Here is a 19,016-nt window from a genome sequence, read left to right as displayed (position 1 = left end):
GATGACTTAATCCCCTTTGACAGCTGCTGCCTTTCCGCCTTAGCTGTTATCGTCGGACAAGAATGGCTATTTAAGTAGACACCTACATGAACATCATTACTAATTTCCGAAGCGATGCCCTCATCTTCGTTTCCAATGCAAAAAAACAAACCATGCTGCTGTTACTTGCAGTATGGTTTGTTTTTTTTATAGCTTAAACAAGCATTTCCCAGTCTCCTCATTATCTCTTTAATTAAAAAACAAAAAAAGACAGTCTAAGCTGTCTTAAGTTAGTATTTCCTTTATCTTATCTCTTTTCCAAAATCCAATCAGAACACAAATCAATATAACTAATATAATAATAGCGAGATACATAGAATTGAAGGATACAATACTTGCACCAACAAGGGCGTATGTCATCGTTCCTGGCAGCACACCTGCGATGCTTGCCACCATATAATGCTTAAATTTAACACGTGTCAGACCGGAAACATAACTAACCAAATCATAGTTGAAAACCGGCAGAATCCGCATGACGAGAACATAAAAAAAGCCTGCATCATGCAATTTTTGTTTGATTTTCTCTGCCCGTTCACCAAAATCTTTATCCCCAAACCGTTCAGAGAATATGCTAGCCAAGAAGTATGCGACAACGGCAGCACCAGCTGCGCCTATCAGAATAAAGATGGTTCCTTTTATAAAGCCAAAAGCCAGTCCCCCAGCAATTGAAAGTGCTGATGAAGGGAAAAAAATGATAGGTTTCACTGTGTAGATTCCAATATAAATTAATGGGGAGACAAATCCAAATGATATAATCCACTTTTGGATCTCCTCAGGTGAAAGTTCTATATGTTCCCGGACAAACCAAATCAGAAAAAGTACAAGCAGCCCTAAACCCAAGCCCTTGATAACTTTGCTTCCTTTCATGATAAGCCTGCCTTTCCAGTGGTATAGTCCAGTCTTTTCTATTGTAGCACAAAAGTTCGTTACCGATAGTATATGAAGGTTTCGCACAAGTGTTCGGACTATAGGAAAATTCTACATACAGGAATACTTATTCCCTATCTACTTCTACCGCGTTTAATGGTAAAATGGAGTTTATGTGCATATGAGAGAAGATGAAAAGCGCAGAAGGCCGTTTTTAAATGCAGGAAAGCGAAGCAACTCAAAGTAACCGTTCTTCGCCTCTTGATTTCTTGCCTTCCGAGCTGGAATTAGACAAGGAGCGTAATAGAGTGAACAATGCATGGTTTGAAGTTAGAAATAGCGGCCCGCTAAACGGAGAAGTCACGATTCCCGGCGCCAAAAATAGTGCCCTTGCACTGGTCGCAGCAGGCTGTTTGACAGATGAGATGATCACGATTCATGATATACCCGCCATCCGGGATATTTTATTAATAAAAGAAATTGCTGAAGATATTGGTTTGTATATGGAAGAAAAAGAGAAAAACACCTATGAGCTTACGGGAAGGCACATTACTTCCGGTAAATTAGATATAGCAAAAACATCAGATTTTCGCGCTTCTTATTATTTTGTTGGGGCTTTACTTGCGAAAGTGAAGACAGTCCAAATCGGCTATCCAGGCGGAGATGATTTTGGTTCCCGTCCGATTGATCAGCATGTAAAAGCTCTTTCGGCACTTGGGGCAACATTTGACTTCAAGCAAAAATATTATGAAGTAACTTGTGACAAGCTGACAGGTGCGGATATTACCTTTGATGTTATTACATCAGGCGCTACAATAAATGCGATGCTGGCTGCAGTTAAAGCTGAAGGCCGTACTGTATTGCATAACGCCGCTAAAGATCCGGAAGTCGTTGATCTAGCCAACTTGCTTAACTTAATGGGAGCGAAAATCAAAGGTGCGGGAACAGATAAAATCACCATTGACGGCGTTGCATCCCTGCATGGCGGTATTGAACATACTGTTATCCCAGACCGTTTGATTGCTGGTGCATTCTTAATGGCTGCCGGTGTAACAAACGGCCGTATCACCGTAAAAAACGTTATTCCGGAACATTTGGCAAGCTGTACAAACAAGTTGATCGAATTAGGTATGACGATTACCGAAGAAGATGATTCGATGACTGCTTCTGGTTCTGCTTTACATGGCGCACGAATCCAGACTGGTATGTACCCTGAATTAGCTACTGACCTGCAGCAGCCGCTGACGACGTTGCTCGTACTTGCTGCCGGATCCAGCTCTATCACAGATAAAGTATATCCAAACCGTACTGGACACGTAGCCGAACTGAAGAAGCTTGGCGCAGACATCAACGTAGTAGATCATCAAATTATGATTAATGGTGTTTCCAAGCTAATGGGCGCAACAGTGAAGGCGCATGACGTACGAGCTGGCACATCCTTGATTCTTGCTGGTCTTGCAGCTGACGGTATTACGAAGATTACCGATATTAAACATATCCAACGAGGCTATGAAGATATTGTTGGTCTGTTCACACAGTTAGGTGCCGACATTACGTTACATGAGCCAGCTCATCAAACGCAACATTAATTTGAACGCTCTCCTTATGACAGGAGAGCGTTTTTTATGATTGCTTAATGAAACATTTGGGTACTATGTCACTGACGGGAGGAAAACGGATGCACATTATCATTTTAGCTGATACACATATGCCTCGCATGGCAAAGATATGGCCTCCTGCTCTGCTTCCATATTTAGAAAGAGCCGACCATATTGTACATGCTGGTGATTTTAATGACCGGCGTGTGCTTGCATCACTCCAATCTTTTGCACCGGTATCTGCAGTTTACGGTAATACAGATGGTCCAGATATAAAGGAGATCTTACCTGAAAAACAGGTTGTTTCCTTTCACGGTGTAACAGTGGGTATTGCGCATGGTCACGGAAAAGGAAAAACAACGGCGCAGCGAGCTCGGGACGCTTTTGCAGATGAATCTTTGGATTTGCTCGTTTACGGGCATTCTCATATACCGGAACACAAGACAGAAGAAGAATTGGTTCTCTTTAATCCAGGTTCACCAACGGATAAGCGACGGCAGGAGCAGTTTTCTTTTGGCGAATTAATTATTGAAGAAGATAGCACATGGACAATCAAGCATATTTATTATAGCGATAAGAAAGGATGAACAAGATGGATTTTACAAACAAAGTAGTTGTTGTGACTGGAGCAGGAAACGGCATTGGTAAGGCTGTGGCTTTGCATTATGCAGCAGCCGGGGCTAAAGTTGCAGCAGTGGATTTGGATGAGTCCGCTGCCGAACAGACTGTTAAGGAAATGGAAGGCAAAGGACTTGCCTTACAAGCTGATATGCGTCTTCACAAAGAAGTAAGCCAATTTATGAAGCTGGCGTACGAGCACTTTGGGCAAATTGATATTCTAATCAATAACGCCGGTGTTAGTGCGTTTAAAAATATGTTCGAATTAGCTGTGGAAGAATGGGATAGTATTATCAATACGAACTTGCGCGGCACTTTTCTGGCTAGTCGTGAAGCAGCCGGCTATATAAAACATAGTGGTAAAGGCGGGGCCATTGTAAACATTGCTTCCACTCGCGCCTCCATGTCCGAACCGGATACAGAAGCCTACGCTGCCACCAAGGGCGGGATCACCGCACTTACCCATGCACTGTCTGTGTCCTTACAACATGACTATATTACAGTCAACTGTATAAGTCCGGGCTGGATTGAAACAGAGGATTACAACGCATTGCGGCCTGTTGATCACGATCAGCATCTTTCCAAACGCGTCGGCACTCCATCTGACATTGCCAGAGCTTGTTTATTCCTGACAACTGCAGAAAATAACTTTATCAATGGGGAAAACTTAGTTATCGATGGCGGTATGACACGCAAAATGATTTATGCACATTAAAAGAGACAATGCCCGCGGGCATTGTCTCTTTGCGTTTAGCCTCTTCCGGCTTGGAAGCTCGGATACTTTGTCATACCGCCATCTGCGAACAGTGTAATACCTGTCACATAGCTGGACTCTTCGGATGCGAGCCACACTGCCACCGCGGCAATTTCTTCTGGTTTTCCGATATATCCCATTGGAATCATACTTTCCACATCTGCTTTTTGCTTCGGATCGGCAAATTTCTCCGCATTAATCGGTGTATTAATGGCACCTGGTCCGATATTGTTCACTCGGATACCTTTCGGTGCATATTCAAGCGCTAGTGTTTCTGTCAGCAGTTTCACGCCGCCCTTACTCGCTGCATAATGTGCAAATAACGGCCATGGAATAACTTCATGCACACTGGACATGTTGATGATATTTCCTTTGATGTTGTTATCAACGAAGTATTTCAATGCTTCTCTGGAACCTAAAAACGCACCCGTCAAGTTCGTACCAATAACGCGATCCCAATCTTTCAGCGTTAATTCATGAGAAGGAACAGGATTCTCTACGCCAGCATTGTTAATCATAATATCAAGCTTGCCGAAGGAATCAATAGCTGTCTGGACGAGCTTTTGCACATCTTCTTCTTGCATGACATTTCCTTGTACTGCTACGGCATCACTGCCGCTATCTTTGATGAGGCGGACAACTTCCTCGCCCTCTTCTTGGTTTTTATAATAATTGATAACGATTTTTGCGCCTTCTTCGGCAAAACGTAATGCCATCGCTTTCCCTAACCCTGTTGATGAACCTGTGATTACGACTACTTTATCCTTTAAACTTGAATACATATTTCATACTCCTTCGCTGCTTTATGATTTTGTATAACCTAAGAGAAAACCTGCGATAACGATGAGCACAATACCAATTCCGACACTAACCAGTTGCCCCCTCGTTTTCTTTTCACCTAATATGAAAATACCGCCAAGTGTGGAAATCACAATTCCCATTTGAGATAAAGAGAAACTTGTTGCCACGCCGACTCGAGGCTGCGAGATGAATAAAAACATATTACCTGTTGCCCAGATGACACCGGGGATTATATTTTTTATCGTATACAAATCATATGGTTTGTACTTTACAGTTAAGATAAGTCCGCCTGCCACCATACCGACAGCTTGCGGGAATAAAGCCGTCCAGCCATCGACGCCAAACAATCTGGCGATAACGACATAAACTAAGTAACCTACGGTAGAGATAGCCAGGAAAACCAAACCCTTTCGGAAAGCCCCCCGACTTGCCTCATCCTCTTTTTCTCCTTTCGCTCGTCTGGAAGTAAGAATTGCCCCGCCAATAATAAGCAGTAATGCCAGAATTCCAAGAATAACGGATCTGGATGTACTCCATTCTCCAAACACAATAACACCAAACAGCGAAGTAGAAACGAGCTGCGCTCCAGTTGAAATTGGCATCGTTCGTGAAACACCGATTGCATGAATACTTTTCAACTGGAAAGTCTGGCCCAGCGACCAGAATACACCAGAAAGGAAACCTATTAAGAAGATGAAACCTGTTAATTCCGGGCGTACAAATAAATACAGTACAATTGATAACAGCAAGGCTCCAATTGTCGTACCGAGGATCTGATGATAAGGGGATCCGCCAAGCTTCACATTGAATAGAACGATGCTGCCCCAAAACAAGGCAGGCAGAACCGCCAGTAAGATATCCATCACGTCACTCCATTTCAGTTCTACTTTAATGCTAGTATGATAATGCTGGAATCTTTTTATGCAAAAAAAAATCCAAAGCAAATGCTTTGGATTAAGTAGTTTGAAATACCGCAGGACGGTCCAATTCGTACAATTTTTTATAATGCGGCGATTCCTGCAGCAATTGTGCATGCGTACCGCGCATCTTGATTTTACCTTCTTCCAAGAAGATGATTTCGTCCATTTCTTCCATTCCTACAAGGTGGTGTGTTACCCATAGCAACGATTTCCCAGCTAAACTGTCGAAAATTGTATGCAGCAGATCTCGCTCTGTAATCGGGTCAAGCCCTACTGTTGGCTCATCCAGCATAACAATTGGTGTATCTTGAAGCAGTACTCGTGCCAAGGCGATTCTCTGGCGTTCTCCGCCAGAGAATCGCTGACCGGTTTCCTGCATGGATGTTTGATATCCTTCTGGCTGACTGGCGACTAAATCATGGAGCTTCACTTGTTTCATAACCGCTTTTACTTGTGCTTCGGTCGCATCTTCATTTGCCAGCAGCAAGTTGTTGGCTACACTTGTATAAAAAAGATATGGATTTTGATTTAATACGGATACTAGCTTTGTCATATCCGGACGAATTGCCGAAGCATCATAGCCATTAATCCGAACAGATCCTTCGTCCGGCTTGAGCATGCCTTGAAGCAGTTTCAATAGCGTTGATTTGCCAGCACCACTCTTCCCAATAACTGCTATTTTCTTACCTTGGGGCAATTCAAGAGACAAGTCCTTGATGACGTTCGCTTGTTCATCATAATTAAAACTTACATTCTGCATTGTTAATGCAGCCGTATCCAATGGGCCTTTATACAGGAATGATTCGAGTGTTTTTTCTGCATCGTCTTCCAGCTTCGTCACTCGATTCAGCGACTCTTCATAGCGCGGATACTTTTCTACCGCATTAGATACTGGTAAAATTGCCTCTGATAATGGAATAATGACAAGTACAAATGCTGCAATGAATACACCAGCAATTTTGCCATCAGCAAATAGGTTCGCTCCGAAACCTAGCATGGTAACTAGCATAGCGGCAACAAGCACTTGCCCAATAAATTCCCGGTAATATGTCCAATTCTTCGACCGTTTATCCGCGATATCCTGCGTCTGCTGCTGTGTGAAGAAGCGGCTGAAGAAATGTTTTTTCTGCCCGCTTAACAGCCAATCATGAATTCCAAGGAAACCGTCTGTCACATATTGATAAAGCTGATCTTTATCTTTCTTATATGCTTGATTGACTGCCCGCATATGCAAGAAGGAGAAAATCGGCATAACAACAACAAGCACAAAGAAGTAAATTGACATAAGTAAAGCAAATCCTATGCTGAAATAACCGAGCGCACAAATACTGATAACATAAAGCAGAACTGCAGAGGCAGTAGGCAGAATCGTCCGTAAATACAGATCTTGTAAGCTCTCGATATCCTCGGACAAAATACCAAGCACTTCACCCGTTTTCATTGATTTACTTGTTGCCGCTTTCGGCTCAACCAAATGATACAATCGTATCCGCATTTTCGCCAGCACACGTAAAATGAAGTCATGGCTGACGAGCCGTTCGGAATATCGGAAAACGGAACGCCCAAGCCCAAATGCACGTACCAGAACAATCGGCACATAAACAAGCAAGATATTTTCTGGGCGCAAGGACGACTTCGAAATCAAAAAACCAGATGTGAACATCAAAGCTGCCGCTGAACCTACTGTCAGCATACTCAGCAGCATGATGGTCAGCATGCGATATTTATATCGTTTAACATATGGCATGATCCAGTCACGATGCTTCATGTTTATCCCCCATTTGTGCTTTCAGCAAACGGACATATTGGCCGTCTTTTGCTGCTAATTCTTCATGCGTGCCGTACTCTGTGATTCTGCCATGCTCCATCACGATAATAAGATCCATTTCCTGCATCCAATGCAGACGATGCGAAGCAAAGAACAGCAATTTATCCGCAACCAATTCCTCGATTACTTCTTTCAATTCATATTCTGTCTCAATATCAAGCTGCGCAGTTGGCTCATCCAAAAGAACGATGGAGCGATCACTAAGGAACGCTCTAGCCAACACGACTCGCTGCGCCTGCCCGCCGCTTAAACTGCGGGCTCCTTCACCAATAAGCGTATCAGAATCCTCGGGCAGGTTATGAATAACGTCGCGCAGACCCGCATAATCAATTGCTTTTTCCACTGCTTCATCACTAGCTTCCGGCGCATAAAAGCGAATATTATCTTTTACACTGCCTTGGAAGATAAATGGATGCTGCGGGATATACGCCGTTTGCTGCTGCCAAGTGTCTGCGTTAAAGTCGATGGCTTTTCCGTCCAATTCCATTCGTCCGCTGGCAGGGTCAATAAAACCGCTAAGCAAATCAATAAAAGTTGATTTACCTGCTCCGCTAGCGCCAATCAGTCCAACCTTTTGATTGCCTTTTATGCGAATGCTTAAGTCAGTTAAAGCAGACTGATTTTCTTCATAAGCAACTGTTACATCACGCAGAACCAGCTCGCTGTCTTGTTTCCACACACCTGCGTCTTTGCCTTTACGTTTCCCGTCAGCAAGCTGAATAACAGCAAGCATTTGGTCACCGGCATCTTTGCCGTCCAATGTGGCATGATAATCATTTCCTACTTCACGAATCGGCAGGAAATACTCAGGAGCAAGCAGCAAGATCATTAAAGCCGGCTCCAATAACAGCGTGCCATCAATTAAACGCAGCCCAAGCGTTACTGCAACAAACGCGATTGCCAGCTGCGTAAACAGATCAAGTGCAAAACTAGACAAAAACGCAATACGCAATGTCCCCAGAGTGGATTTGCGGTACTGCCCGCTTACCTTCTCAATCGTTTCGCCATGTTCCTTGCTGCGACCAAGAAACTTCAATGTTTCCAAGCCGCGCAGGGAATCAACAAAATGATTGGAGAGCATACGGTATGCCTTCCATTGACTATCCATTTTCTTTTGAGCTGCTAAACCTAGCAAGACCATAAATGCAATCAAAATAGGAATAGTTACGAGAAAGATTACACCAGAAATAGCATCGTGCATCCAAATATAAACAAGCACAAGCCAGGGCGTAATCATATTGGAAACGAGCTTTGGCAAAAATAGTTCAAGATAATCCCGAAGCTTCCCTACACTCTCCAACAAAAAAGTAACCAGATTTCCGGTACCTTCTTGCTTGGTATAACGTGGTCCAAGCTTAAAGACACTTTCTAAAAATGCTTTCCGCATCTCTTCTACAGTCGCCTGCGCAAAGCGGAAACAGATCTTTTTAATTATCAGCTGCAGCAGCTGTCTAACAAGAAAGGCTGCTACGAAGCAGCCTATAAGTGGAATTTGTGATGTAAAGCTATGTCCATGGAACAGGTGCGTAATGGCCTCCGCCAGCCACTTCGCTTGAAAGATAATGGCCACAGCTTGCAGCAGTGTGAATGCGGAGAGCACCACCAACACCGTTTTTATTCCTTTATAAGCCATTAAGTTTCTGCCCATTAGTATTCCATATGCTCCTTATGATCTACTCGTTTACGGAAAACGTAGTAGCTCCAAATTTGATAGCCTAACACGAAAGGCAATAGCGCCAAACTAAGGTAGGTCATGATTTTCAAAGAATAATCGCCTGAAGATGCATTTTGTACTGTCAGACTGTAAGCATCACTGATAGAACTAATCATCACCCGCGGGAATAGTCCGATAAACACAGATGCAATCAGCAGGATAATAATTAAACCTGACATCAAGAACGCCCAGCCATCGCGTTTACGCGTAATGAAATAGCCGGATGCGATATAAACCAAAATACCGACCATGAATAAATACTCTAAAATATTGCCATGAACTGCGAACATATCTGTTTTAAAGAAAGTCATGCCCAGGAAGGCAACGAGTAAAACAGCATTGATTGGCAGCAAGTTCTTTGCTGCGCGGCGGCAGCGCTCACGCAGTGTATCCATTAATCGTAGTGTCCCGAAAATTAGACCATGCCATACACACAGCATGGTTAATGTTACACCGCCAAGAACGGTATAGACATTAATAACATCCGTTACGCCTGCATGCATAATCATGTTTTCATCAATCGGTACACCTTGGATTAAAGCTGTGAACATAATTCCGAAAGTGAGCGGCGGAATAATACTGCCGATTAGGATAACCCAATCCCAGACTTTGCGCCAAGTCGGATGCTCTGCTTTGCCGCGGAACTCGAAAGCAACCCCGCGTCCAATCAACCCGAAAAGGATAAATGCAAAGCAGAGATAAAAACCGCTCAGCATAGACGCATACCAACTCGGAAAGGCAGCAAACATGGCACCAATAGCAGTTATGAGCCACACTTCATTTGCATCCCAGAATGGACCGATAGAGTTTATGAACGCGCGTCTTTCTAAATCATTTTTAGCGACGAATCTGCCTGCAATTCCAACACCAAAATCAAAGCCTTCCAAGAAGAAAAAGCCAACGAATAACACCGCAACAAGGATGAACCAAAATTCATTAAGAGAAAGCATGTTGACCCTCCTTCGTAAATGGATCCTCAATCGAATCCGATTGTTCCATATCGTGGTCTGGTCCTTTTTTAATCTCGCGGACGAATAGCGTTATCATGACCGCGAACAAAATTAAATACAAAGCAGAAAACGAAATGAGTGAGAATAACACTTGCCCTGCACTTACACCTGCACTAACTGCGTCTTCTGTTTGCATATAACCAAACACAACCCATGGCTGACGGCCGATTTCTGTCATAATCCAGCCGGCAGAACTTCCGATGAACGGGAAGCTGATGGCAACAATCATCATACGCAGATACCATTTACTATTTATAAGTTTTTTCCGTGCATACAAGTACGCACCCCAAATTGTTAATACAGCAATAGCCCCACCTAGCGCGGACATAATCCGGAAGCTCCAGAATGTTGTTTTCACTGGCGGAATATAATCGCCAGATCCGTACATATTTTCATAGCGTTCCTGAAGGGTATTCATCCCTTCAACAGAGCCGTGGAAATTACCATAAGATAAGAAACTTAACAAGTAAGGAATTTTAAGTTCAGCTGTGTTCTCCCCAGCTTCTGTATCAATGTTAGCAAGCACTGTCCAAGGAGCTGGATCAGCACTGTCTTCCCAAAGTCCTTCACTCGCTGCCATTTTCATTGGCTGTGTTTCGACTAGGTAAAGCGCCTGTTCGTGTCCGGACAATGCAATACCAATACCGCTAATTAAACCAACAATGATTGCTATTTTAAATGATCCTTTATAAAACGCTACATGCTTCTTGCGAAGAAGAGCAATAGCGCTAATTCCTGTTATGAATAACGCTCCAGTCGCAAATGAACCAAATAGTGTATGCGGGAACTCGACCCACAGCTGGCCATTCGTCAAGATAGCTAAGAAATCATTCATTTCTAATCTGCCGTTTTGCAGTACAGCCCCTACTGGATGCTGCATAAAGGAGTTCGCCGACAAAATAAAGAATGCCGAGAAGATTGTCCCTAAAGATACTAACCAAATGCATAATGCATGGAGCCATTTCGGCAGACGGTCCCAGCCGAAAATCCATAAACCTAAGAAAGTGGATTCCATGAAGAATGCTAATAAAGCTTCTATTGCAAGCGGCGCACCGAATACATCCCCAACAAATCGGGAATATTCCGACCAGTTCATTCCGAATTGGAATTCCTGCAGAATACCGGTGACGACACCGACTGCAAAGTTAATTAGGAATAAATGCCCCCAGAACTTTGCCATTTTTTTGTACTTATCGTCTTTTTTCACAACATACAATGTTTCCATGATTGCAATGATGAACACCAATCCTATACTCAATGGAACGAATAGGAAGTGGAACAAAGTCGTTGATGCAAATTGGATCCGAGATAGTTCTACAACATCCATCTTGCCGCCTTCTTTCTTTAACGTAATTTAAACGGATACTTTGTGAAGTTAATCACAATGTCCTGTTACATTTAGTATACTCCTTCTTTCCCATTCGAGATTGTGAAATATTGAACAAATTGTGGCGTAACTGTCACAGCTTTGTTAACAAACAAAAAAATCCCTTCACAAAGGGATTTTCATTGGGATACTCTCTATTTTAATTACGTTTATTCAGAAGCTTACCTATTGCATGGTCCGCTTTTGCCGGCATACCTATCCTGCGCGCTTCCTCTAGAATGTGACGGTTAGAAAGACCATGTAATTGGAAATAGCGCTCCATCAGCTTCCGTTTTGCTTCCTTATTTGGTAGCAGCCAGTATATCACAGACCAAGCCTCCATGCTGCCAAGCGGCAATATACCAGCAGTCGTTTGCTCCTTAACTGCAGTAAAAGGCATCCGGAAAAGAGCGTCTTCATATGTAACAGCAAAGTCGGCCATCAAATCTACTTGTATATTATCCAACATGGTAAAAGTAGTACATGCTTTTGTTATATAACGTCCTTGAGGCGGCTTATCCTCTATTTGAACGGCTCGTTTTTGCAGCACTTGTTTCGCTTGGGAAAAGTTCTCTGGCTTTACCAACAGATCCACGTCATTCGGCTGGACAGACAGTCCTTTTAGAAATAAAAGCAGCGAACCGCCAATGCTATAGGGCACCTCATGCTCCTCCAGCAGTTTTATAACCGGCTGAAAATGCAAACGACCACCCTCTTTCTGCTGATTATAAATTTCTTATATACCAAACATCACATGCATAATGCTCTGATTCGTTCAGCGGTTTGTCCATCTGCCGGAAACCTTGCTTCTGGTAAAAGCGATTGGCAGCATGCATATTGCTCAACGTTTCCAAGTAGCATTGTTTATAATGTTCCCCTGCAAAGGTAAGAGCTGTATCAAGCAACTTCTCGGCAATACCTGTTCCGCGCTGCTCTTTTGCTGCATACATTTTCTGCAGCTCACAAACATCCTCATGCGTTGCGACAGGCCCAATACCACAACCCGCCACAATACGTCCATCTTCCTCAGCAACCCAATATTTCGAACCCGACTGCTGATAAAGAAAATAAAATCGGCCTAAATCTGGGTCACTCCATGCTGTTCCAGGTTTGTCTGCACCAAATTCCTTTAAGCATGTTCGTATCAGCCGCTCTACAAGCAAGTTATCTTTTTCTTCGATTTCTCTAACTTTTATATTCCGCACTTTTATGCTTCCCTTTCAAATATCAGCTCAATACTAGCAGCCATTCCGTCATACCCAGGAATGGGATTCATACTGTGCAACCGCCATCCTTTCTGTGCATATTCCTGCACAGTTTTCCGGTAATCGTTTTTCATTTTTCCAGTAAAACTCTTCATTTCAATTGTCTCAAATGCGTATGTTATCATAAATAAAATCCTCCTCGGCTACTCTTATATACGTTTTCAAAGTCTTTTCACTAAATAGTACTGTGTATGACCGGCAGGGTGATCTTCTAGCTTGCCGTAAACAGAATAGCCGTGTTTCTGATAGAAATGAGGCGCTTGAAAACTGAAGCTATCCAACTTTATCAATCTAGCACCGTTTTTTCGGGCAAAATCCTCTGCCTTCATTAAAAGCTTGGTTCCGTATCCGCTATGTCGTTTCGTTTCCTCAACCCACAGAAAATCAATGTGCAAATGATGCCAGTAAAAGGTACAGGTAACCCCGCCAGTAATATCGCCACTTTCATCTTGTATGGTAAATTCAGTTGTTTCCTTTTTTGTCCCTTTTTCGCCTGGCAGCTGCTGCATGTTGTAAGTAATCACCTGATCCCGAACAAAATTTCTTACCTCTTCACTGCTCGTTTGTTTAATCTCCACTTCTGTCTCCCCCTACTTCCGGCAGTTTTTTAAGCACCTCCTAATTTTACCATTAACTTCGGAATGATGAATGACACAAAACAAAAGCGGTTGGGACAAAACAAGATCAATTGATCCTAAAAGCAAACGATGACTAGATCCATACTTTTAATGCAGCCCTCTGACAGCTGCTGCTTTCCAAATCTAGCTGTCATCGTCGGACAAGAATGGCTTTTGAATTAGATGCCGACAAGAAAATCGCTTTTTATTTTCGAGGAGTCTACGTATCCTGCCTACACTAGTAAGGGTCATCATAACAAGAATTAGCGTAGGAAATACACGGAGGCTTCCCAGCCGCCCGCAGGAAAGCGGAGTGTATTTCCGAAGCGATACTCTCATATTCGTTTACAATGCAAAAAAATCCAAACAATACTGCTTTTAATTGCAGTATTGTTTGGATTTTATATAGCTTAAGCAGTTATGACCCAGCCTCTTTATACAGTATCCCGCTTTTCTACTATTAAACCTATCTTATTCAGTGCACGCTCCAGATTCGCTTCTATCATAATATCCTTCAGCTCCATTTGCAGTGAACGAGCTTTTAATGCTAAATCTGGATGAAAGCCAGTCAGTATAGGTGTTACACCAACAAGCTTTAGTAAAGTTGCTATTTTCAGCAGCGAATTGCTGACAACATGATCTATTTGCGAAATGCCTGATAGATCAATAACCAGATAGTCCAAATTCAGATCCTGGCTTTTTTGCAATGCTAGCTGAATGATATTTTCCGCTCGAACTTCATTAATAAATCCCATCACTGGCAAGACAGCTACTCCAGAGGTAATCGGCACAAAGGGAGCCGATAGATTTTTAATTTGCTGATTGGCACTATCCAGTTCCAGCACAAAAGTTAAAAGTGATGCCATCGTCTCGAATAAACGTATATGTTCTTCTGTAAATGGAAACGACTTTTTATCCAATCCGCAAATCGTACCGTAATTATCGCCATTCTCAAAATAGATAGGAATGCCAATAAAGCTGCCGCCGCCTAAATCCTTCGCTATATCTAGTGATTGTGTCAGTTCACTTTCTGCTAAATCGGAAATAATCAATATATCTTCTCCATGATCAACACTTAGCTTACATAATGTTTCATTGTAAGGTAGGGTTTCTCCTTCCCGTATAAGCTCTTCCTCTTGATTGACGACTTTGACAATTTGATTACGCACATTATCATTTTTGGCGATGAACAGTGTATTGATTTTTACGAATTCACTTATCATATTCAGTACACCTTGCGCCGCTTCATCAAAATTATGAAATAACTTGACCCGCTTTGTCATTTCTGTAACTGTTTTCATTTATGTACCTTTCTCCCTATTGATAAATTCGAATATCATTCCTTTACCCTAAACCATTCTTTTTAAAACCATGCTAGCAACAAAAAAAGCACGCTGTCTATGCAGCGTGCTTCTATCGTTTAATTTGCTTGTTTATATGATTGTGTCAGCTTTTCTGCTTCGTTTGCGAATTTTTGCTCGTCTTGTTTGACCATCTTCATCCAAATTGCGAAACAGCCAATAATACATGCGACTGCAATGATTCCTAATAGGTAGATCATATTTGCACCTCTCCTAATCATTTGTCATGATTATGCCATGAGAGCGCAGGAGAGGGAAACCCTTTTGTGACGATGTTCACAAACCGTTCATATTCTTAGTGACACAGTTTTGTCACATAACTTTAATCGGCAATACGAACAAGATAGCGACCTCGAGCTTGCCCTTTCAGTAACTGAGGCAACGTTTCCGGCAGCTCATCTAAAGTTACTTCTTTCAATACGAAGCTTTCCATATCACCCGGTTTAAAAGCTGTCGCCATTTGCAGCCAGATCTTTTCACGGGTTGGCTTCGGACAATACACAGAGTCTATGCCAAGCAAATTGATACCGCGTAAAATAAATGGAATTACAGATGTTGGTACATTTGTGCCGGCTGTCAAACCGCTAACCGCAGCAGAGCCATTATACTTCAGCTGTGTCAGCAAAGATGCAAGCGGTTCTCCGCCAACAGGATCAACTGCAGCTGCCCATCTTTGGCTCGCAATCTGCTTTACCTCTCCATTATAAACTTCTTCGCGAGAAATCACGCGCGCAGCACCAAGTTCCTGTAGATATTCTGTTTCTTCCGCCTTGCCTGTGCTAGCTTCCACTTCAAAGCCAAGTTTGTTCAATATCGCTACAGCAAAGCTGCCTACACCGCCAGTTGCACCTGTGACAAGGACAGGTCCATTCTCTTTATCTAATCCATTTTCCAATAGACGCTGAACAGAGAGTCCTGCAGTGAATCCTGCTGTACCAATAATCATCGCTTCTCTTGTTGTCATTCCTTCAGGCAACGCTACAATATATTCGGCTGGTACCCGAGCGAACTCACTGTATCCGCCATACCGGCTCACACCTATTTCATAGCTTGTCGCAATTACATGATCACCAGGCTGAAAGCGTTCATCTTCAGAAGAAACTACTTCTCCGGACATATCGATCCCCGGAACCATCGGATAATTTCTTACAATGTTTCCATTCGCTATAGAAGCTAAACTATCTTTGTAGTTAACCCCCGAATAGTGAACTTTAATTAATACTTCGCCTTCAGGTAAATCGTCTACCGTTAGATTCTTCACCTGAACTGAAACGTCATCTGCTTGTTTATCTGCTACTAGTGCTTTAAAAGTATCTGTCATTTTGCATTACCTCCTGCTACTCATACTAGTTGTTTTCCTAATTAGATACAATTCATGTGCACTATAAAGGATACTTTGATACCTTTCCCTTTTCAGCTTCCTGATATTCTATTAAAAATCTTGTCAAGTAATATAGTAAGTCATCTGCTAGTATGATATAATCTCGTGGTTCATCAGTGAAAAAACAACTTAGAAGGGGGTTATCAGATGAAACAAGTAAAACAGCGATTTCTCCGTGACCTGGTATTCCTCATAGCTGGTTCATTCATATTTTCTTTGGCAGTAAACGTATTTGCTATTCCCAGTGAACTAGGAGAAGGCGGCGTAACGGGCGTAACAATTATCTTGTTCTACGCACTTGGCTGGGCTCCGAGTATTGTGAATCTCATAATTAACGGTTTTCTCATTATAGTAGGATACCGTTTTTTAGATAAACAGACCATTTACTACACGATCATCGTCATTATATTAAATTCATTTTTCTTGCATCTTACAGAAAGCTGGCGAATTGCTTCTGACCAAGTACTCGTTAATGCTTTGTTTGGCGGTTTATTTGCCGGAGTCGGCATCGGTTTGGTACTCAAAGTGGGCGGCACAACAGCTGGAACGGCAATTCTAGCGCGGCTTGCGAACAAATACCTAGATTGGAACACAAGCTTTGCTTTACTATTCTTTGACTTAATTGTCGTAGCAGCATCATGGTTTATTATTGGCACTGAAAAACTGCTGATCACCGTCATCATGCTTTATATTGCTACGAAGGTGATGGAGTTTGTTATTGAAGGCTTAAATCCCAAAAAAGCTGTCTTCATTATTTCCAATCAAAAAGACACCATCGCCGAGTCGATTTCAACACAGCTTGACCGCGGTGTTACCCTACTAGAAGGACGCGGCTATTATACGCAGAATCAAAAAGAAATTTTGTACGTTGTGATTAATAAACAAGAGTTGCTTCCTTTAAAACGTATTGTTCGAACGATTGATTCCTCCGCTTTCATCACGTTATATGACGTGCGCGATGTATTCGGCGAAGGTTTTATGGATATTTCAAAATAACAGCAAAAGCGCACCTATCTCCTGCTTGGTGCGCTTTTTGTTTTTTATATTTCTGCAGCAGGAATACACGTAAAGCTGCTTTGGCATTCAACAAATTTACCTAATGTAAGGTAAAACTGGCATTCAACATATAGACAATTTATAATAGTATATGGACATTTAAATTTAATTGCACAAAAGGAGTTCGGAGCCATTGGAGAAGATGAACATTGGTGGCCTTCAATTCGGTTGGGAACTGGATAAGGGTAGGTTCACTTACGAGAACGAAGATGCAGTACTTTTTTGGATCTCCAGTGCCATGCGGGCATTTTTTGATACCATAGAAGAAATATCTGGAAAAGAGGTATCTAACCTTGTTTTCGAAACAACCGGTTACCGCCAAGGCGTTGTAGTCGGCGAGTACTTTCAAAACAAGCCGGATGTTGGATTGCGTGAAGCTGCTGAATTAATTACGAATACATATGCTTCTGCCGGCTGGGGCAAGACAGCCATTAAAGATCTTGATCCGGATAAATTCACCTTAACAGCTGAGCTGATTGACAGCTGGGAACATAAGTTAAATGTTTCGCAAGGTAAAACAGAAGGCGGCTCCTTCCTGCCTGCCCATTATGCCGGGATTTTCAGCGGGATGTTCGGAACGAATATATGGTACAAAGTGGAACGGTATCAATTGGAAGGTTACGAAAGTACAATCATCCGTTACTTCCCTTCCGATATTACCGTCACAGAGAATATCCATCAATTGTCCCGAAGAAAAGAACAAGACCAAATAGTAGAGCTAGAAGCAATCGTCGAAGATAAAACCCGGGAACTGAAGAAGCTCGTCCGTGACTTATCCTCACCGATTATTCCTGTCCTTGATCACGTTGTTGTAGTCCCATTGATTGGAACATATGATGAAGAACGCTCTGAAGAGCTACTATTCAAAACGCTGGAGAATCTCCCAGCATACAAAGCCAATTATCTTCTGCTCGATTTAACAGGACTAGATAATGATATTAGCAAGTACACGGCAAACTTAATTAGCAAAGTAGGCTCTGCCGCTTCCATGATTGGAACGAAAACATTGCTAGTCGGCATCTCGCCAGAGCTTGGCATGGAAATCACCAACTCTGGAATTTCGTTAGACGCTTTTGATTGTTTCCAAACATTGCAGCACGGTATTCATTATGCTTTGGGACAAATGGGTAAAAGGATTATGTAAGCACAAGCCCTATCACACAAAAGTGATAGGGTTATTTTGTATGTAAAACCATTTGAACGAACGGAAACACATCGCCGTTTGTAGCCTGATTAAAACGAGCTGTCTCCTGAAATCCAATTCTCTTATATAAGGTGATTGCCCGCTGATTGAAAGTCGCGACTGCAAGTGTAATACTGTCGGGACTGTATGTCTCTTGAATGGTATCCACCAAGAAAGAAACAAATGCATGCCCAAGACCTTTTCCAGTCAGATCAGGACGCATGCCAAATCCAATTTCTGCTATGTTGTTTTCCATCATTACTTCGGCAAACCCAACAAGCTCCTCTCTTTTTTTTACAGCGAACACCTTATCTTTCCGCGCTTTTGGGTCTAAAAACAACGCTAAATCTTCCTCATCTTGATCTAGGTTATAAAAATGATACATACCATCATACTTCCACTCAGCTGCAATATGTTCTGCCTCACTCTGTGTCATCAGCGTCATTTGGTATTTTGCCATTTCTGCGTCTCCTTCTCTGCTTGCCATTCTTTTATCATTTGCTGCTGCCTTCTCCGGTTGAATAACTTAGATACTAAATAAACACCAATTACTGCGCCTATTAAAGCTAGGACAGTAAGTGCCCAAATTGCGACGGTATATAAGGATACAATCGTCATTTATTTCTCCTTCTAGTCTA

General features: G+C 42.4%; 21 protein-coding genes. 5 read left to right on the top strand and 16 right to left on the bottom strand.

All coding sequences use genetic code 11. From position 1 onward, the window contains the following. Positions 1 to 264: 264 nt before the first annotated feature. Positions 265 to 906: a TVP38/TMEM64 family protein gene (locus tag KS242_RS05310; RefSeq protein ID WP_217323320.1), complete on the bottom strand. Its 642-nt coding sequence runs from the start codon at positions 904 to 906 to the stop codon at positions 265 to 267. Between the two features lie 218 nt (positions 907 to 1,124). Here KS242_RS05310 and murA point away from each other — a divergent pair, with 218 nt between their 5' ends. From murA to KS242_RS05295, 3 genes are all read left to right on the top strand, one after another. Continuing rightward, positions 1,125 to 2,495 carry a UDP-N-acetylglucosamine 1-carboxyvinyltransferase gene (gene murA / locus KS242_RS05305; RefSeq protein WP_217323319.1) on the top strand — a complete coding sequence of 457 codons (1,371 nt, stop codon included), beginning with the start codon at positions 1,125 to 1,127 and terminating at the stop codon, positions 2,493 to 2,495. An 89-nt stretch (positions 2,496 to 2,584) separates the two neighbouring features. Continuing rightward, entirely contained in the window at positions 2,585 to 3,091 is a 507-nt protein-coding gene (locus KS242_RS05300) for a metallophosphoesterase family protein (RefSeq protein ID WP_217323318.1), read from the top strand. Between the two features lie 5 nt (positions 3,092 to 3,096). Beyond that, the gene (locus KS242_RS05295; RefSeq protein WP_217323317.1) at positions 3,097 to 3,837 is read left to right on the top strand and encodes an SDR family oxidoreductase; all 741 of its coding nucleotides are present in this window, start codon (positions 3,097 to 3,099) and stop codon (positions 3,835 to 3,837) included. Positions 3,838 to 3,872: 35 nt separating this feature from the next. Here KS242_RS05295 and KS242_RS05290 read toward each other — a convergent pair whose 3' ends face one another. From KS242_RS05290 to KS242_RS05230, 13 genes are all read right to left on the bottom strand, one after another. Beyond that, the gene (locus KS242_RS05290) at positions 3,873 to 4,658 is read right to left on the bottom strand and encodes a glucose 1-dehydrogenase (protein ID WP_217323316.1); all 786 of its coding nucleotides are present in this window, start codon (positions 4,656 to 4,658) and stop codon (positions 3,873 to 3,875) included. Positions 4,659 to 4,679: 21 nt separating this feature from the next. Next, complete coding sequence (locus KS242_RS05285; protein ID WP_217323315.1) at positions 4,680 to 5,540, bottom strand: GRP family sugar transporter; 861 nt, start codon at positions 5,538 to 5,540, stop codon at positions 4,680 to 4,682. A 91-nt stretch (positions 5,541 to 5,631) separates the two neighbouring features. Continuing rightward, positions 5,632 to 7,365 carry a thiol reductant ABC exporter subunit CydC gene (gene cydC / locus KS242_RS05280; RefSeq protein WP_217323314.1) on the bottom strand — a complete coding sequence of 578 codons (1,734 nt, stop codon included), beginning with the start codon at positions 7,363 to 7,365 and terminating at the stop codon, positions 5,632 to 5,634. Then, positions 7,352 to 9,073 (bottom strand): thiol reductant ABC exporter subunit CydD, encoded by a 1,722-nt coding sequence (gene cydD / locus KS242_RS05275; RefSeq protein WP_217323313.1) that lies wholly within the window; start codon positions 9,071 to 9,073, stop codon positions 7,352 to 7,354. The genes cydC and cydD overlap by 14 nt, the downstream gene beginning before the upstream one ends. Next, a complete protein-coding gene (gene cydB / locus KS242_RS05270; RefSeq protein ID WP_217323312.1) occupies positions 9,073 to 10,089 on the bottom strand; it encodes a cytochrome d ubiquinol oxidase subunit II in 1,017 nt (338 codons plus the stop codon). Before cydB ends, cydD begins: the two co-directional genes overlap by 1 nt. Further along, a complete protein-coding gene (locus KS242_RS05265; RefSeq protein WP_217323311.1) occupies positions 10,076 to 11,476 on the bottom strand; it encodes a cytochrome ubiquinol oxidase subunit I in 1,401 nt (466 codons plus the stop codon). Before KS242_RS05265 ends, cydB begins: the two co-directional genes overlap by 14 nt. Positions 11,477 to 11,675: 199 nt before the next feature. Next, positions 11,676 to 12,218 carry a nucleotidyltransferase family protein gene (locus KS242_RS05260; RefSeq protein WP_217323310.1) on the bottom strand — a complete coding sequence of 181 codons (543 nt, stop codon included), beginning with the start codon at positions 12,216 to 12,218 and terminating at the stop codon, positions 11,676 to 11,678. Between the two features lie 22 nt (positions 12,219 to 12,240). After that, the gene (locus tag KS242_RS05255) at positions 12,241 to 12,720 is read right to left on the bottom strand and encodes a GNAT family N-acetyltransferase (protein ID WP_254391818.1); all 480 of its coding nucleotides are present in this window, start codon (positions 12,718 to 12,720) and stop codon (positions 12,241 to 12,243) included. A gap of 2 nt (positions 12,721 to 12,722) precedes the next feature. Continuing rightward, complete coding sequence (locus KS242_RS05250) at positions 12,723 to 12,905, bottom strand: DUF4177 domain-containing protein (RefSeq protein WP_217323309.1); 183 nt, start codon at positions 12,903 to 12,905, stop codon at positions 12,723 to 12,725. A 36-nt stretch (positions 12,906 to 12,941) separates the two neighbouring features. After that, positions 12,942 to 13,358: a GNAT family N-acetyltransferase gene (locus tag KS242_RS05245; RefSeq protein WP_217323308.1), complete on the bottom strand. Its 417-nt coding sequence runs from the start codon at positions 13,356 to 13,358 to the stop codon at positions 12,942 to 12,944. A 473-nt stretch (positions 13,359 to 13,831) separates the two neighbouring features. Beyond that, positions 13,832 to 14,698: a GAF domain-containing protein gene (locus KS242_RS05240; protein ID WP_217323307.1), complete on the bottom strand. Its 867-nt coding sequence runs from the start codon at positions 14,696 to 14,698 to the stop codon at positions 13,832 to 13,834. A 119-nt stretch (positions 14,699 to 14,817) separates the two neighbouring features. Next, a complete protein-coding gene (locus KS242_RS05235) occupies positions 14,818 to 14,958 on the bottom strand; it encodes a hypothetical protein (protein ID WP_217323306.1) in 141 nt (46 codons plus the stop codon). A 122-nt stretch (positions 14,959 to 15,080) separates the two neighbouring features. Beyond that, the gene (locus tag KS242_RS05230; RefSeq protein ID WP_217323305.1) at positions 15,081 to 16,079 is read right to left on the bottom strand and encodes an acrylyl-CoA reductase family protein; all 999 of its coding nucleotides are present in this window, start codon (positions 16,077 to 16,079) and stop codon (positions 15,081 to 15,083) included. 207 nt (positions 16,080 to 16,286) lie between these two features. On the opposite strand from KS242_RS05230, the gene KS242_RS05225 reads away from it, so the two are divergent. Next, on the top strand, positions 16,287 to 17,135 hold the full coding sequence (locus KS242_RS05225) for a YitT family protein (RefSeq protein WP_217323304.1): 849 nt from the start codon (positions 16,287 to 16,289) through the stop codon (positions 17,133 to 17,135). 202 nt (positions 17,136 to 17,337) lie between these two features. Next, the gene (locus KS242_RS05220; RefSeq protein ID WP_217324075.1) at positions 17,338 to 18,339 is read left to right on the top strand and encodes an STAS domain-containing protein; all 1,002 of its coding nucleotides are present in this window, start codon (positions 17,338 to 17,340) and stop codon (positions 18,337 to 18,339) included. Positions 18,340 to 18,370: 31 nt separating this feature from the next. Here the strand turns inward: KS242_RS05220 and KS242_RS05215 are convergent, their stop codons facing one another. After that, the gene (locus tag KS242_RS05215) at positions 18,371 to 18,838 is read right to left on the bottom strand and encodes a GNAT family N-acetyltransferase (protein ID WP_254391817.1); all 468 of its coding nucleotides are present in this window, start codon (positions 18,836 to 18,838) and stop codon (positions 18,371 to 18,373) included. After that, a complete protein-coding gene (locus KS242_RS05210) occupies positions 18,820 to 18,996 on the bottom strand; it encodes a hypothetical protein (RefSeq protein ID WP_217323303.1) in 177 nt (58 codons plus the stop codon). Before KS242_RS05210 ends, KS242_RS05215 begins: the two co-directional genes overlap by 19 nt. Between the last annotated feature and the right edge of the window lie 20 nt (positions 18,997 to 19,016).

Origin of the sequence: Terribacillus sp. DMT04 (assembly GCF_019056395.1) — a bacterium.
Classification (GTDB): domain Bacteria; phylum Bacillota; class Bacilli; order Bacillales; family Amphibacillaceae; genus Terribacillus; species Terribacillus aidingensis_A.
This window is presented reverse-complemented; position numbering and strand designations above follow the sequence as displayed.

Bases quoted from the DNA above. Each gene is read 5' to 3' on its own strand.
- cydD (WP_217323313.1), bottom strand. From the start codon at position 9,073: ATGGGCAGAAACTTAATGGCTTATAAAGGAATAAAAACGGTGTTGGTG.
- KS242_RS05215 (WP_254391817.1), bottom strand. From the start codon at position 18,838: ATGGCAAAATACCAAATGACGCTGATGACACAGAGTGAGGCAGAACAT.
- KS242_RS05300 (WP_217323318.1), top strand. From the start codon at position 2,585: ATGCACATTATCATTTTAGCTGATACACATATGCCTCGCATGGCAAAG.
- KS242_RS05230 (WP_217323305.1), bottom strand. From the start codon at position 16,079: ATGACAGATACTTTTAAAGCACTAGTAGCAGATAAACAAGCAGATGAC.
- KS242_RS05265 (WP_217323311.1), bottom strand. From the start codon at position 11,476: ATGGATGTTGTAGAACTATCTCGGATCCAATTTGCATCAACGACTTTG.
- cydC (WP_217323314.1), bottom strand. From the start codon at position 7,365: ATGAAGCATCGTGACTGGATCATGCCATATGTTAAACGATATAAATAT.
- murA (WP_217323319.1), top strand. From the start codon at position 1,125: ATGCAGGAAAGCGAAGCAACTCAAAGTAACCGTTCTTCGCCTCTTGAT.
- cydB (WP_217323312.1), bottom strand. From the start codon at position 10,089: ATGCTTTCTCTTAATGAATTTTGGTTCATCCTTGTTGCGGTGTTATTC.
- KS242_RS05235 (WP_217323306.1), bottom strand. From the start codon at position 14,958: ATGATCTACCTATTAGGAATCATTGCAGTCGCATGTATTATTGGCTGT.
- KS242_RS05210 (WP_217323303.1), bottom strand. From the start codon at position 18,996: ATGACGATTGTATCCTTATATACCGTCGCAATTTGGGCACTTACTGTC.
- KS242_RS05310 (WP_217323320.1), bottom strand. From the start codon at position 906: ATGAAAGGAAGCAAAGTTATCAAGGGCTTGGGTTTAGGGCTGCTTGTA.
- KS242_RS05240 (WP_217323307.1), bottom strand. From the start codon at position 14,698: ATGAAAACAGTTACAGAAATGACAAAGCGGGTCAAGTTATTTCATAAT.
- KS242_RS05290 (WP_217323316.1), bottom strand. From the start codon at position 4,658: ATGTATTCAAGTTTAAAGGATAAAGTAGTCGTAATCACAGGTTCATCA.
- KS242_RS05220 (WP_217324075.1), top strand. From the start codon at position 17,338: ATGAACATTGGTGGCCTTCAATTCGGTTGGGAACTGGATAAGGGTAGG.
- KS242_RS05295 (WP_217323317.1), top strand. From the start codon at position 3,097: ATGGATTTTACAAACAAAGTAGTTGTTGTGACTGGAGCAGGAAACGGC.
- KS242_RS05225 (WP_217323304.1), top strand. From the start codon at position 16,287: ATGAAACAAGTAAAACAGCGATTTCTCCGTGACCTGGTATTCCTCATA.
- KS242_RS05285 (WP_217323315.1), bottom strand. From the start codon at position 5,540: ATGGATATCTTACTGGCGGTTCTGCCTGCCTTGTTTTGGGGCAGCATC.
- KS242_RS05250 (WP_217323309.1), bottom strand. From the start codon at position 12,905: ATGATAACATACGCATTTGAGACAATTGAAATGAAGAGTTTTACTGGA.